This is a genomic window from Pseudobutyrivibrio sp. OR37 (assembly GCF_900113655.1).
Classification (GTDB): Bacteria; Bacillota; Clostridia; order Lachnospirales; family Lachnospiraceae; genus Pseudobutyrivibrio.
The window spans coordinates 45,859-61,538 of the sequence record NZ_FOQF01000023.1; the positions used below are offsets into that span (position 1 = coordinate 45,859).

General features: G+C 39.9%; 10 protein-coding genes, 1 pseudogene and 1 riboswitch. Of the genes and pseudogenes, 7 read left to right on the plus strand and 4 right to left on the minus strand.

What is annotated here, in order from left to right; translation table 11 throughout:
• Positions 1-19 precede the first annotated feature (19 nt).
• The 7 genes from BM097_RS11360 to BM097_RS11390 all read left to right on the plus strand — a co-directional run bounded on the left by BM097_RS11360 (position 20) and on the right by BM097_RS11390 (position 11,958).
• Positions 20-5,980, plus strand: coding sequence for a DUF5695 domain-containing protein (locus BM097_RS11360; protein WP_090549651.1), 5,961 nt, complete (start codon positions 20-22; stop codon positions 5,978-5,980).
• Positions 5,981-6,156: 176 nt separating this feature from the next.
• Positions 6,157-6,606, plus strand: coding sequence for a DUF4869 domain-containing protein (locus tag BM097_RS11365; protein WP_090549654.1), 450 nt, complete (start codon positions 6,157-6,159; stop codon positions 6,604-6,606).
• Entirely contained in the window at positions 6,606-7,571 is a 966-nt protein-coding gene (locus BM097_RS11370; RefSeq protein WP_090549659.1) for a hypothetical protein, read from the plus strand. The genes BM097_RS11365 and BM097_RS11370 overlap by 1 nt, the downstream gene beginning before the upstream one ends.
• A gap of 87 nt (positions 7,572-7,658) precedes the next feature.
• Positions 7,659-7,755, plus strand: a riboswitch (THF riboswitch).
• 68 nt (positions 7,756-7,823) lie between these two features.
• Positions 7,824-8,342, plus strand: a complete 519-nt coding sequence (locus BM097_RS11375) for a folate family ECF transporter S component (protein ID WP_028243303.1) — start codon at positions 7,824-7,826, stop codon at positions 8,340-8,342.
• Positions 8,339-9,625, plus strand: a complete 1,287-nt coding sequence (locus BM097_RS11380; protein ID WP_090549663.1) for a bifunctional folylpolyglutamate synthase/dihydrofolate synthase — start codon at positions 8,339-8,341, stop codon at positions 9,623-9,625. The genes BM097_RS11375 and BM097_RS11380 overlap by 4 nt, the downstream gene beginning before the upstream one ends.
• Before the next feature lie 68 nt (positions 9,626-9,693).
• Positions 9,694-11,376 carry a phospho-sugar mutase gene (locus BM097_RS11385; RefSeq protein WP_090549666.1) on the plus strand — a complete coding sequence of 561 codons (1,683 nt, stop codon included), beginning with the start codon at positions 9,694-9,696 and terminating at the stop codon, positions 11,374-11,376.
• 6 nt (positions 11,377-11,382) lie between these two features.
• Positions 11,383-11,958 (plus strand): TetR/AcrR family transcriptional regulator, encoded by a 576-nt coding sequence (locus BM097_RS11390; RefSeq protein ID WP_143084985.1) that lies wholly within the window; start codon positions 11,383-11,385, stop codon positions 11,956-11,958.
• Here BM097_RS11390 and BM097_RS11395 read toward each other — a convergent pair.
• From BM097_RS11395 to BM097_RS16525, 4 genes and pseudogenes are all read right to left on the minus strand, one after another.
• Entirely contained in the window at positions 11,955-13,484 is a 1,530-nt protein-coding gene (locus tag BM097_RS11395) for an AMP-binding protein (protein WP_090549672.1), read from the minus strand. The genes BM097_RS11390 and BM097_RS11395 overlap by 4 nt on opposite strands.
• Positions 13,484-13,723, minus strand: a complete 240-nt coding sequence (locus tag BM097_RS11400) for an acyl carrier protein (RefSeq protein WP_090549676.1) — start codon at positions 13,721-13,723, stop codon at positions 13,484-13,486. The genes BM097_RS11395 and BM097_RS11400 overlap by 1 nt, the downstream gene beginning before the upstream one ends.
• Positions 13,724-13,743: 20 nt before the next feature.
• On the minus strand, positions 13,744-15,126 hold the full coding sequence (locus tag BM097_RS11405) for a condensation domain-containing protein (protein WP_090549679.1): 1,383 nt from the start codon (positions 15,124-15,126) through the stop codon (positions 13,744-13,746).
• A gap of 340 nt (positions 15,127-15,466) precedes the next feature.
• A pseudogene (locus BM097_RS16525) lies at positions 15,467-15,680 on the minus strand (ISNCY family transposase); the annotation flags it as partial.

Genomic DNA, 15,680 nt, shown 5'->3' on the forward strand with positions numbered 1-15,680 from the left:
GGAGAATTAAGGGGGACAAATGTCAAACACGAGAATGAAGAAGAAGGTTCTGTCGCTTGCACTGGCTACAATTACAGCATTTACAGCTTTGCCAGGTAGTATGGGGACAATTGATGTGTTGGCTAAGGAAGACAAGGGATCAAGCCAAACAAAGACCACAGAGGAAGCTGATGGAAGCTATACATTATCCAATGATTATTTCTCTGTAAACATAGGTAAATACGGCCAAATTAGAAAGCTGTATATAGTGGGGGATAAATATCCTACAAACTATGTGATGAACGAAGAAAACGCTCCAGCACAGGGGGCTAGCAGCACCCACCAATGGATGGGAGAGCTGATGCTTGCAACTAAATTTGCTGATGGTGCATATACGGAAGGATACACAAGCCAGTCCGACTCGGATAGAACCATCGAACTTAAAGATAACAAGGTAATAGTTACATACGGCGGGAATGCAACTGAAGCCAAAGGAATAAAAGGTTATCAGGTTAAGGAAACCTATACTCTTGTTAATGACAGGATAAAGTGGGACATCGAAATAGAAAATAAAAGTGAAGATGTCCTTACCGTAGGGGATTTAGGACTTCCTATTACGTTTAATGAGTATTGGTCAGGTGGAGATGAAATCTACGAGACAAGAGTTGTAGACCATAGCTTTGTGGGAAAGAATTCTTCATACATATATGCGACTCGTCCTAGTGGGCAGGGGCAGTATGTATTACTTACTCCAGATGATGCAACTGATGCCAGCTTTGAGTATCAGGACCATTGGCGTGTTGAGGAAAGAAGCGCCAATGAAAAATCCTGGTGTCAGGACCAGGATGGATGGGCAAGTGGTCTGAATGTTTTCTATATCCATTCAGATGCCATTAAGAAGACAAATCGAGGATATCTGGATAATACTACATTAAAGCTGAAGAAGGGTGAGTCTAAAAAGTATTCTTTCGATTTTAGTCCTGTTGATAATGAAGACGATATGAAGTCTACCCTTTATGAAGAGGGAATTATAGATGCGGTGGCTGTTCCTGGTATGACATTTGCTAAGAACATGCCAGCAAAAATGTATCTTCATACAAAGTATGATGCTAAGGATTTGAAGGTAAGTATTAAATGTCCTCATGAGTTGAATCTATTTGAGGACAATAAGAATAGTGTCAGCAATAATCTTCCATGCGAAAAAAGCGAAGCTGGTACTTATGCAAAATACGAATCCACAAAACTTATAGACGGCGAACAATATCATATATACGATATTGCCTTTGATGATTTAGGACAAAACGATGTAGTGGTTTCCTATGACAATGGTACAAAGGAAACAGAGCTACAATTCTACATTATGGATGATGTCAGCAAAGCATTGAATACTCATTCGCAGTTCATGGTAGATAATACCCAGTGGGATGCTGAAGGCGAGCTATATGATAAGGTTTTTGATGATTGGATGATGGATACCAAATCAAAGCGCGGTGTTTTCAATGGCTATTGGGGTTGGGGCGATGATTGGGGATTGACCCACGGTGAATATATTGCTGAAAAGAATGTTTACATCCCAGTAGAAAGGGAAATAACTGCTATTGATGAGTATTTGGACACTGCAATATGGCATGGACTTATGCAGGAGCATCAAGAGGATTATCTTATACATGACTTCCAGATGAAGGAGCCAAATGATACACCTACATACCGTGGCTATGCATATCCTCACATCTACAACACCTACTATTCAATGTACAAGATTGCTAGTAAATATCCTAATATTGTAGATTACATCGAGGATAAGGATACTTATCTATTGAGAGCCTATAACATAATGAAGGCTCTGTATTCAGACGGGGTATATTATAACTGGTCAACAGGTGTAATGGGCGAGCTAACTACTCCTGACATTATCGCCTCTTTAAAGGCAGAAGGATATACCGATGAGGCTGCTGAGATTGAAGATATTATGGCAAGAAAGTATAAGAATTTCTCTAGCACCAAGTATCCTTATGGCTCAGAGTATTCTTATGATAATACAGGTGAGGAAGCTGTATATACTCTTGCTAAGCTAAATCTTGGAAGTGATGAAGCTAATGCCCTAAGCATGATGCAAAAGATTGATTTGAAAACAAGGGCATGTAGAGGACTTCAGCCTGTATGGTATCACTACGCTAATCCTACCACTATCTGTGGCGAAAGCTGGTGGAACTTCCAGTATACAGCTGCTCTTGCCGGATACTGCATGGATGATTATTTGCGACTTGAAAACAATGGATTAAATTCTATTGAATCGGCTGAAGCAGAGAGGGTTAATTACGCAGCAAAGCTGGCAAACCTTACATGCATCAATTCAGGTCAGATAGATGCTGACCCAGAAAATATAGGTACCGTAGCCTGGACTTATCAAAGTGAAATGGGAAATCTAGGTGGACAGGGAACTGGCGGTGGAAAGATTCACAATGGCTGGAGACAGATGGCTGGCGAGGCAGATTTGGGTCTCTTTGGAGCGCTTCAGATTCTATCTGCAGATGTTGCTACAGATCCAGTATTTGGTTTATTTGGATATGGCTGTAATGTAACAGATAATGGTGAAAGCTATTCAATAGAGCCACTTGATGGATTGAATACTAGATTAAATCTAATCGATGATGGTTGTTATGTAGAGCTTGATAGAGACAGATACGTAAATGCGATAATTGCCAAAGATTGCAGTGATGTAAAGCTTACTGTAACAAATTTAGAAAGAACAGAGCATAACACAGATATCGACTTAACAGGATTAGCAGATGGTTGCTACACCATTCTTGTCGATGGTAAAGAGCGCGGAACCTTTAAGGCAACAAAGAATGAGACAGTGACAGTATCTGTTCCACTGGGCAAAAAGGATACATCTGTAGTTGAGTTCAAGATTGGTGCAGCTGCCAAAAATACAGCTCCTATTGTAGATGCAGGTAAGGATATTGAAACATATCTTCCAGAAGTAGATGGTATAGATGAGGCTACAATAGTCATTGACTTCAATCTTTCTGCAAATCAGGAGAATGGAACAAGACTTATCGAATTTGGTGATTTAGATGAAAACTACTTGTATGTGAACTTCAAAGGAAATAATCAGTTAAGCATCGCTGCTACTGACATGAAGTCAAAGAAGCTGAAAACAGTGGATACCGTATATGCGATATCCCCAGAATATGATAAGAAGCTTGTACTGACAAATGATAAGGGCGAGATTGTTGTTTATCTTGATGGAGACAAAATAGCTACATTGGATTCTGGATTCGTATTTTCGAAGATGGGAGATGCTCAGAGAAATTACCTGGGACGTTCACACGAGGAATCTATTAGCTTCTTAAATGGCAAAATCAAAGGCTTTAGCATGTATTCAAAAGCATTTGATGAAGAAGAGGTTTCAAAGCTTTTTGGAGATTTGAAGGATAGAGAAATAGTATCTATAAAGGATGCAGCAGTTGTAACCAAGATAAACGAAGCACCTAAGCTTCCAAAAGAAGTTAGCGCCCTGTATTCAGATGGCGTATACAGAAATGTGGAAGTGAAATGGGATGAAGTATCTGCAGAATCTTATGGTGCTAAGGGCGTGTTTACTGTAGAAGGTTCAGTAGATAAATCTACAGTTAAGGCCAAAGCTAATGTTGTTGTAGTTGATGGAAAAGAGGTAAATCTTGCAGCGTATGCAACACCTAGCGCTATCGTAAACACTCCACAGGATTTAGGTGGTGTAGCTGGTTTAAATGATGGTTATGACCCATCAGCTTCAAATGATACTTCCCATGGAGTATGGCACAACTGGTTAGGAGGCGCTCAGGGCGCACCAGCATGGGTAATGTACACTTGGGATGATGAGGTTATTATTACTGGCCAGGATGCATACTATTTCAAGGATAATGGAGGAAACTTCTCACCTGCAGCTGTAAAGCTGGAGTATCTTGAGGGTGATGAGTGGAAGGAATGCGACATAGTAGAAGGTCTTGGAACAGAACTTGATAAATACAACACTACAACTATCAAACCTATTCAAACAACAGCACTTAGAATGACTCTTAATCCTAAGACTTTAGGCTGTGGTGTAATTGAGTGGAAAGTATATGGATTTAAAGAAGGTGCTGTGGATAAGTCAGCATTGAACAGTGCTATTTCAAGAGCTGAAAAGATTGATCCATTCTTTGTCAAAGCTGGATATTCAAATATGAAGTCTATTTTGGCAGAGGCTAAGGAATTGGTTACAAAGATGGGTGTGTCTCAAAAAGAATTAGATGAGATGACTGATAGACTTAATAATGCAGTTAGTTCCCTTGATATGGATACCAACCTGGCATTAGGTGCAGCAGTTTCAACAAGCTATGTTTCTAGCTGGGAAACATTAGGAGCAGTAAATGATGGAGTGTCATCATCAGCATCCATGGAAAAGCCTGCAACTGGTGCTTATGGTTCATGGGGCAACACATCAGAATATGAGACCATTACATACACCTGGGATAAAAAGATAAGCATTAGCAAATCGGCTATTTACTTCTGGAAGGATAATGATTCTGAGGAAGTAGTGGGAATTCAATTCCCTAAGAATTACACCATTAGTTACAAGGACGGTGATGATTGGAAAGAAGTAAAGGATGCATCAGGCTATGGTCTTGAAGCTGATAAATATAATGTTACATCCTTCAAGCCTGTTATGACTGATGGATTAAGGATTCAGTTAAATAAGAAGGAAGCTAATAACTCTGGTGTAGGTGTAATTGAATGGGCAGTTCTAGGTGGTGAGCCAGTGGAAGAAGAGCTTGAAGAGCTAGAAAAGGAAGATGTGGAAAAACTGCTAGAAAAGGATGTGGAGTCAGAAGAAAAGAAAGAAGAGAAGGAGTCTGATAGCGAAGAATCTGTTGAATTACCTGATGAAGAAGCTACTGAAAAAGATGCTGAAACAACAGGGGAAAACACAGATGAAGTTGAATCTGTCACAGCAGAGGATTCTAAGCTGAAAGTTACAACAGATGAAGTAGTGCCAGAGGAAAAGCTGACAGAATTAGAAGAAGCTACAGGAACAACCTTACTTTTAGGAGCTGTTGCAACTACAAGACTAAGAGCATCAGCTATTGACGATGGATATCCTAATTCTTCATTGGATTATAAGTGGACAGTAAAGAGCAAGCCAAACAATGCAGCGGTAGCTATAGACAAGGCTAATCAGGCAATCACTGATGTAAGCTTTAATCAAGCTGGTAACTATGTACTTACACTTACAGTCTCAGATGGAGAACTTTCATCATCTGATGATATCAAGATTAAGGTTGCAAAAGGTGATAAGCTACCTGAAAAGCTTTGCGAATATGATTTCACTGAAAAGTCATTAGACAAGAAAGCTAGATTAGTTAAGGATATCAATGATACTGGATATGATTCAAGCTATAGCTACAATCCAAATCCTGTATTCGCAACAGAGGATGGAGCAAGCTTTGTTAACATGACTGGAGGCTTCTGCGGATATGTTAAGCTTACAGACGAATTAACAAAGGGCAAGGTAAAAGAAGCCAAAACAAAGGAGCCTATCATTAATCCTGTCAATCCTTTCAAGCCATCACAAGGTGGAAGCACAGGTACCACACCAGTTAATCATGAGGTAAACAAAGCTGTAAGCCCAGCAAAGGACATCACAGTAATTGATACTCCTAAGGTGCCTGCTGCTGGAAATGTAGCAGTAAATAAAAAGTCAGGTGCTGGAAATAACAAGAAGGCAAAAGCTGATGATAGTGTAGAGGTGGATGAAAATGCTAATGATACTTCTGTAGAAGAGAATAATGTAAATAGAGAAACAAAAGAAGATATCTCACAAAGTGAGGAAAACATATCTGATGAAGAAACACCTACTACAGGCGAGAAAAAAGATAGTAATGCAATTCTGATATTAATATTCGTTGTACTGGCACTAATTCTTGTAAGTGGCGGATATGCAATATTCGCAAAGACATTGAAAAAGGGCAATAAGTAATATAGAAAGACCTATTTGGGATAAATGCCAAATAGGTCTTTTCTTAACTAAGTGTTGACACTACACTTGTTAATGCAAGTGGAAGATTAGATATAATTAAAAGGTAGGATTTATTGATTTTAGCATCAAACTAAAATAAACTATAAGACAGTAAAGACGTAATAAAGAGGTGCTGTATGCTGAAAATATTTTATGGAACAGTGGAAGAAAATCTTTATGGGCCAGCTTGGTTTAATAATAACTATGAACAAGAATGGTTCGAAGATACATTTGTGCAGGATATGGTAAGAGACGTTGATAAAACAACCTATAAAGAGGGGGAAGTTTTCGAAAGCAGTGTTTTAGGGGCTATCCCGCCAGAAAAACTATCTGGTGGAGTTAAAACACTTATTTCAATATATAAGAATCCAACTCTTGTTTTCGATGCAACTAGTTGTGGAGATAATTGTGCAATATGGCTTCAAAAAATTGGTCAAAAAGAAGATATTACAGTTACCTTACGCTATGCTATGAGATTTGAAGAAATAAATGATTTTGAAATATGCCTGTTGAATACAAATAGCATATATAAAGATAAAAAAGAATTTACTCTTGCAGCATTAACTGTTATAGATGAGGTCTTATAATGATAGGAAGTCACCATATTATAGTAGAGACTAAAAAAATAAAATATGAGTTTGAAATCAAAAGGAATATTACGGTAATCCGTGGTGATAGTGCAACAGGAAAAACCACGTTGATTGATTTGCTTAGTCAATTTGCTAGATTCCAGGGGAGAACAGGTGTCAAAGTAGAGTCAGATGTTCCTTGTGTGGTATATGCTGATGGGTTAATTAGCTGGCAGGAAGCAATTAAATCTGTCTCAGACTCAATTATCTTCATTGACGAGGACTATGATTTTATTAAAACGAAGGAGTTTGCCAGTGTAATAAAAAATACATCAAACTATTATGTGCTGATAACCCGTGATTATCTTAAATGTCTGCCATATAGCGTAAACGAAGTTTATGGTATAAGAAATTCTGGTAAGTACAATTTCCCGCAACGTGTATATAATGAATTTTATCCTTTGTATGATGATGTTGAAAATAAAAAAATATCGGCAAAGTGTTTAATAGTTGAAGATAGTAAATCAGGCTACCAGTTTTATTCAGTAGCGGTTCCCGACATTTCTTGCATAAGCGCAGATGGAAATTCGAATATTTATAAAAAATTATTGTCACTAGATACTAAAGATGGTTGTTATGTTATAGCTGATGGAGCTGCGTTTGGCGCTTTTATAGATAAAATCCTTCAGCTTAGAGATATGGGATATAAAATAGGATTGATTTTACCAGAATCCTTCGAGTGGTTTATCTTGAAATCAAAAGTAGTAGATATTAATGATTTGCAAAAAATATTGGAAACACCAGAAGATTATATTGATTCTAGAATATATTTTAGTTGGGAGAGATTTTTTACAGAACTGCTGGAAAAAGGGACAAGCGGATCTATAGCGGAATACCATAAGGATGAGCTGTCTCAGTATTATTTAGAAGGAAAGAACAGGGAAGCAATCCTTAATACAGTAAAGCTTTTTTTGGAGGAATAAATTTATTTTATAGCAAAAACTGTTTTTAGCTATTGCATTATATGGTGGCTAATCTTATACTGTAGGCGAAACAAAAAACAAGACAAATGCAGAGTAGAATTTAAAGCGTTAAGTGCCGTTTGCACAGGGAGTTGGCAGATGGACGAAGGAGGTTACCGCGGTTTTAAATTCGCATCCCGCTGCTACATAGTAAGGTAAGCTATATACACCTTCATTGTAGGAAAAGGAAACTGCAAAGGAGGTGTATTTTTTATGAAAAAACTTATGAACACAAGAACACTTACACTTGCAGCTATGCTTACAGCCATCGGCATTGTGCTGGGCTTCTTTAAGCTACCAATCAATCAGCTGATTGAAATCAGATTTGGTTCCCTGCCAATCGCATTAGCAGGTATGCTGTTTGGACCAGGCGTTGCAGGTGTAGTAGGCGCCATCACAGATATCGGAGGATATTTGGTTAAGCCTACAGGCCCATTTTTCCCTGGCTTTACTATCAGTGGAATAGTAAGTGGAATCATTTTTGGATTAATGCTTCACGGTAAGAAATGTACATTGCCTAGAATTTTTGCAGCTCAGGTAGTACACACCTTTATTGTAGGCGTAGTCATGAACAGCTACTGGCTCAGCCTTCTTTATCTAAAGAACGGCTATCTTGCAGCAATCGTTACACGTCTTCCAAAGGAGCTTATCATGATTCCTGTGTACACCGTGCTTATGTATGCAGTTCTTAATTCACTTGAAAAGGTAGGAATAAAGAGATTAGCAGTATGATGAAATATAGCTATGATGAGGCATTGAATTTTTTCAAGAGTATGCCACATTTCATGCCGCCAAAGGATGGCAGCAGTGGAAAGGATATGTTTTCGCTGGATGCGGAGCTGGCACTTCTAGAAAAGCTTAACAGGCCTCAGGATAAACTTAAATATGTGCATATAGCCGGAACCAATGGAAAGGGTTCCACCACTACATATTTGGCTAATATTTTAAATGAGGCATCCGTTGTTACGGGTGCCTTTACTTCACCATTTTTATATCGATATAACGAAATGTTTAGGGTGAATGGCAATGATATTTCTGATGAAGATTTTGCAGATGTGTTTTCTCAGGTTAAGCCTTCTTATGATGAGTTGTCAGCTGAAGGGATTTTTGTTAGCGAATATGAATTCCTGACAGTAATGGCCTTCATTTATTTTATTAAGATGGACTGTGAGCTGGTGCTGCTGGAAGTGAGCATGGGTGGCAGAATGGACACTACTAATGTGATTCCAGCACCACTTGTGTCTGTAATCACTCCAATCAGTTATGATCACATGACTATTCTTGGGAATACGCTAACTGATATTGCTGCTGAAAAAGCTGGGATAATAAAGCCTGGAACTACAGTGGTGAGTGCAGTGCAGGAACGAGAGGTTGAACAGGTGCTTGAAGAAGTATGCGCAAAACAATCAGTCAGCCTTGAAATTGTAAAAGCAAGCCAAATAATTAATAGAGATATACACGGACAGAGATTTATTACATCAGATGGCATGGAGTATGAAACTACTATGCTTGGTACCTATCAGATAGACAATGCAGCAGTTGCTATAGCAGCAGCAAGAACGCTGTTCGCCCTAGGTTATCCAATTAGTGAAGAAGCTATAGCAGAAGGTATCGCAAATACGAAGTGGTTTGGAAGATTCACCCTGCTTTCAGACGACCCTCCTGTAATAATAGACGGAGGCCATAACAGACAAGGAGCCACAGTCCTTCGCCAGTCCTTAGAAGAATACTTCCCAGGCAAGAAGATTACATTCGTACTTGGCATCCTAGCCGACAAGGAAGTAGACATCATCCTAGACACACTGCTTCCTATTGCAGATAAGTGCTACACTGTAGCCGTTCCAAACCCTCGAACCATGCCACCAGAAAAGCTAGCAGAGATGATAAGCTCAAGAGGCGTGGATGCAGTCGTACTCGGTGCTGATGTGACACTTGATAGCATCAAGGAAAAAGCAGATGTAGTCTGTATTGCAGGCTCACTATATCTAATATCACAAATAAATAATATTACCTAGGTTGACATGCCTAACCAGAAAACTTAAAATTAAAAGAGTTTTAAGTTGAAAACAAGGAGATGAATATTATGTACAATGATGATTATAAGCGCTGGTTAGCAGCGGATTTAGATGATCCAGATTTAAAGCCAGAGCTCACAAAGATTGAGGGAAATGACGAAGAAATCAAGGATAGATTTGCAGTAGCACTTGCTTTTGGTACTGCTGGTCTTCGTGGTGTGCTTGGTGCAGGTACAAATAGAATGAACGTATATGTAGTACGTCAGGCTACACAGGGACTTGCAAACTGGGTTAAGACTCAGGGCGGCAATCAGACAGTTGCTATCAGCTATGATAGCCGTATCAAGAGCGATGTTTTCGCTAAGGCTGCAGCTGGTGTTCTTGCTGCTAATGGTATCAATGTTCGTATTTACGATGCACTTATGCCAGTTCCAGCACTTTCATTTGCTACTAGATACTATAATTGTAATGCAGGTATCATGGTTACAGCTTCACACAACCCTGCTAAATATAATGGATACAAGGCTTACGGTCCAGACGGATGCCAGATGACAGATGATGCAGCAGCTATCGTATATGCTGAGATTCAGAAGACAGATGTCCTCACAGGTGCAAAGGTCATGTCTTTCGCTGAGGGTGTTGAGAAGGGACTTATCAAGTTCGTTGGCGATGATTGCAAGAACGCATTCTACGCAGCAATCGAAGAGCGTCAGGTTCGTCCAGGTCTTTGCAAGACAGCTGGTCTTAAGCTTGTTTACAGCCCACTTAACGGTTCTGGTTTAGTTCCAGTTACACGTGTTCTTAACGATATTGGTATCACAGATATCACAATCGTTCCTGAACAGGAATATCCAAACGGATACTTCACAACATGTAGCTATCCAAACCCAGAAATCTTCGAGGCACTTGAGCTTGGTCTTGAGCTTGCTAAGAAAGAGGGCGCAGATTTAATGCTTGCTACTGACCCAGATGCAGACCGTGTTGGTATCGCTATGAAGTGTCCAGACGGAAGCTATGAGCTTGTTTCTGGTAACGAGGTTGGTGTACTTCTTCTTGATTACATTGCAGCAGGACGTATCGAAAAGGGCACAATGCCAAAGAACCCTGTAGCAGTTAAATCAATCGTTTCTACACCACTTGCAGATGCAGTTGCAGAGCACTACGGCGTAGAGCTTCGTTCAGTTCTTACAGGCTTTAAGTGGATTGGTGATCAGATTGCTGGTCTTGAGGCTGATGGAGAAGTAGATAGATTCATCTTCGGTTTCGAGGAGTCTTACGGATATCTTGCTGGTCCTTACGTACGTGATAAGGATGCAGTTATCGGTTCAATGCTTATCTGCGAGATGGCTGCTTACTACCGCAGCATCGGAAGCTCTATCAAGCAGCGTCTTGAGGAGATTTACGCTGAGTATGGCCGTTACCTCAACAAGGTAGATTCATTTGAATTCCCAGGCCTTTCAGGTATGGATACAATGGCAGGCATCATGAGCCAGCTTCGCGAGAACCCACCAAAGGATATCGCAGGCATCGCTGTAACAAAGGTTACAGATTACAAGAACACAGCTGAGACAGGTCTTCCTTCAGCAAACGTTCTTATTTATGGTCTTGAGAATGGATGCACAGTTGTTGTTCGTCCTTCAGGTACAGAGCCAAAGATTAAGACTTACTTCACAACAAAGGGTAAGGATCTTGCTGAGGCACAGGCTATGAAGGATAAGCTTGCAGAAGCTCTTAAGCCACTATTTAGCTAAAAAATTATGAAAGAATTAGATGAGAGATACAGCACAGCGGAGGAGGCTATTATAGGAGCCTTCCTCCTGCTGAGTAAAGAAAAGCAATTTGAAAAAATCACCGTGGCCGATGTGGTCAAGAAATCAGGGGTGGTTCGAAGCACATTTTACAATCATTATGAGAATGTGCCAGCTTTGATTTGCGCTGCAGAAGACAAAACCATAAATGATATTTTTCAATTGATGGAGAGCTTTCATCCAAAGGATGACCATCAGCTGTGTCATTCATATTTTCTGGCGATTTGCAATTACACCAAGGATAATCCCTTTTTAACCAGCTTATTGCACAGTCCAAGAGGGGATAGCTTCCTTGAAAAGGCCATGCTTATGTTTCATCGTTATGTTAATAGGGTAAGCGAAAACGATGCCATCATAATTGGCGATAAACAGCGCTTTTCTTATTACATAGCAGCAACAATCGGAATAAATCTTGGTGTCCTCCATAAGTGGACAGCAGAGGATTGCAAAACAGCTCCAGAAGAAATAGCTGATATTTTAACAACCGTTTTCTTAAATGGAGTACTTCCATTTATGGTATCTTAAGCTATTTCAGTTCGTTTGATTTTTCCAGTAGTATTTCTAATAAAAGGCTCAGTCCTAATTACTAGACTAGTGATATGTCGGTAGCTAGGCTGGGCTTTATTATATTTATCAATAAAATCCTGAAGCGTTCTGTTGATATCTGCAGGTGCCATAAGCTTCCTTTGTGCATAATCCATATCTGGATATATGTGAGCGGTAAGCCCTGTATTGTTGCCTGATATGATAACCTCAGACACCAAAGGGTTCAAAGCAATTCTATTTTCTATCTCTTCAGGAGAAATGTTTTCCCCATTTGACATAATGATAAGATTTTTAACACGTCCGTTGATAAATAGATAGCCATCCTCATCTATGTAGCCCTTGTCACCAGTGTGCAGCCATCCATCGGTAAATACAGCACGGGTTTCAGATGGCATTTCAAAATAGCCTTTCATAACGCTGGTGCCACGCACCATAATTTCGTCGTTTTCGATTTTGATTTCGATGTTGTCCAGTGGCTTTCCAATGGAACCAGGCTTGTGGCAATCAGGAGTGTTGGTGGTGATTACAGGAGAGCATTCCGACATTCCATAGCCTTCCAATATATCAACATCATATTTTTTAAACTCTTCAATATAAAACGGATCAAGATGGGCACCGCCGGTGAAGATGATTCGCAAGTTACCGCCAAATACATTTTGTTTAACAGCCTCCACAGGTGCAGCAGGATTAGCGGACAATCTTTTATAAATAGATTCAATCATCAGTGGCACCATAAGGATTACCTCTGGTTTGAAGATGCTCATATTTCTAACCAAATGCATGAATGAATCGTTTATGCATAAGATAGAGCCCAATGAAAATCCCTTTAGCCAGTCCATAACAAGGCAGTAGGCGTGGTGGATTGGAAGTACGCTCATCATTACGCAGCCAGGGTCCACCTGGTAATGAACGTTTGCCACATTGTCGAAAAGATTTTTCTGGGTGAGCATTACGCCCTTGCTTTTTCCAGTGGTGCCAGAGGTGAAGATGATTGTGGCAAGGTCATTTGGCGCTGACGCCTTAACATCAACGGAGGTATTGCCCAGGTTCATAAGCTCTGCCAATGCACCAATCTGTCCATTTTGAACAAATTGATCGTAGGAGTCGTTCAAAAGCCAAATCTGTTTAAGGTTAGGACATAGCTTAAGAGCCTGTTCGGCCAGTCCAATCAGCCTTGGACTTAAGAATAAAACCTTGGTATGAGAGCGGTTTAATAAATCAATCAAATCCTCTGCTGGCAACAGTGCATCAAGGGGTACTGCCACATTATCGCCAGTTACAATGGCTAGATAGCTGGCAACCCACTGGACGCTGGTTTCACCAATCAGTGCCACATGGTCAGATGATATGCCAGTTTTAGCCAGCCCGCCACGAATTAAGCGAATCATTTTATCAAGGCTGTCGTAGGTAACCTCCTTGATTTCCTTTTTATCTAAATATCTAATTGCTGTCAGCTGCTTGTAAGATTTGGCAGCATTTTCCCAAAGTGTACGCAAATTATCCATTATGATGCCTCCTGTAAATCCTGAATCATTGAAAGAGCCTCGTCGATAGTGCGAATATTTACGATACGCTCCTGCTGAAGCTCAATATCAAATTCGTCCTCCAATTCTCCTAAAAATGACATGAAATCAAGAGAACTAAAATCCAAATCTTCTCTGAATCGGCTGTCTCCCTTCAGATTATCAGGTGAAACCTGGCAGTACTGTGAAACTAATTCCTTAAACTGTTTTTCCATTGACATAACTAATCCCTCCACTTCGTTTATACGATATTTATAATTTCTCCAATAGTAAGATTTGGCTGCTCCACTCCTCTAAAGATTATTCGCATTAGATAATAGTTGAAAAGCTCCACCTGTTTTTCTGTCAGGTCTGCCACCTGATAATGATATGAAAAATTCATTCCGCCATCTTCTGTGTGAGACACAGTCAGATACATCTTTTTGGTGGCAGCACCGTTTGCAAACCATTTGCAATACATAGGAATGTCTGTTAGATATGGGTTTTCCATCTTCACAGGAAGAGGCTGATAGGTGAGATAGCAGCTTTCGTAGGTTGTGTTCTTTGGCGTGCCATATCTTTTTTCAATCTCCTCATAAATCAAATCCGGGTCGTAGTTGGAATGCATGTAGATTTGATTTTGCATGTTTTGAATTTGATAAGCAGCCTCCAGAAAATCTGTGTCATCTTCAATCACGGTGCGGCAAGGGAACATTATGGTTCGGCTTCCGCCGGAGGTCCACTCATCGTGAGTAGACCTGCGGGAAATAAAATTCTGTATGGAAATATCCTTTTGCCCATTGTTCACCTTTGAAAGATATGTGCGGATGCCAAGCAGTAGAAGATTTGTCATGGAAAGCTGATGGTTTTGGCAAAAATCAAACAGCTGCTTTGCCCCATCCGCTTCCAGCTTATAATCCTTCACCTCAACGAAAAGATTTCTAAGCTCAATATCTGCACAATTGAGAGCGGGGTTATTATGGGCGCGCCTTGAGGCCGCGAGTGTAGCTGGGCCTGCAATATCACTGTAGATAGGCTCGCCCCATTTATCTATTAAATCATCCCAAAACTTTTTATCTTTTAAAAAGCGCTTCTCATTTGAGGCCTTTTTCAAATCGTTTTGAAGAACTGTTTCATAATCTGCCAAATCTGCAGGAAGAGGGGCATCGAATCTGAAATGTGTGTAGAGAGACATAATGTCGTTTGTAAGAACTGTCACCCCGCAGGAATCGATAAGCCTGTGATCCATGTGTAGGAAAAATCCATTGTAGCCATCGGGAAGCTTCATTAGAAAGATTTCAAACATAGGAATATCATCACCATCGAAGGTGTTGTAGGCCCAGGACTGCATTGTCTCATCCGCCTTATCCATGGTCATATCAGATAAATCCTTCAGTGGAATATCGTAATTTTCGTCCTCTGAAAGATATTGAAGAATATCACCATTTTTATCAGGCTTTGTAAATCGCACTCGCATACAGCCGTAGCGTTTAATCTCCAGCTGAATACATTTTTTCAGCAAATCAAAATCCAGATTAGCCTGCAAGGATGCAACAATGCTTAGGCCAGAAACCTGCTGCGTACCGTATTTACGAATCCAGTTGTAGTGCATTTTCTGCGCCGGGGTAAGTGGGTATTTTTTCATAACTTCATCTCCATCATTTTTGTTTTAAAGGAAGTTAACACATTTGAAATGGCAATACTAGAGACTAGAAGACTTATTAAACAAAACGAAAGAAAGTGTCCACGACATATCATACACATCCCCTAAAAATGTTCGATAACACCAAATATTGACACATTTTTGGTAATGAGTATGATTAAACATAGGGGTTAATAAAGATTATTAGGTAATTGCGAAACTCGCTGATGCTCGTCCGCAATCTTGATTATAAAATCGGATATTTCGCGCATAGGCGCGGAATTACTTTTGAAAGATAATTTTAGGCGCACTAAATAAGCCTGACTTATGAAGTTGGTAAGTCCTAAGCGATTAAAGGTTTCAGGCTACGGACAAATTCATGGTGGTTAATTTTATCAGCCAAAATGACAGTTACAAGCTGAGTTATTCCAGCAAGTATCAGATCAGCATGAAGAGTTTTTTCGTTTTGAGTTCTGCGTCCAGCAAGGCAAAGGTTTTCTTTGATGTGATTAATGTCTCGCTCAACCGCGGTCCTAATTTTATAAGTTGATTCCCAT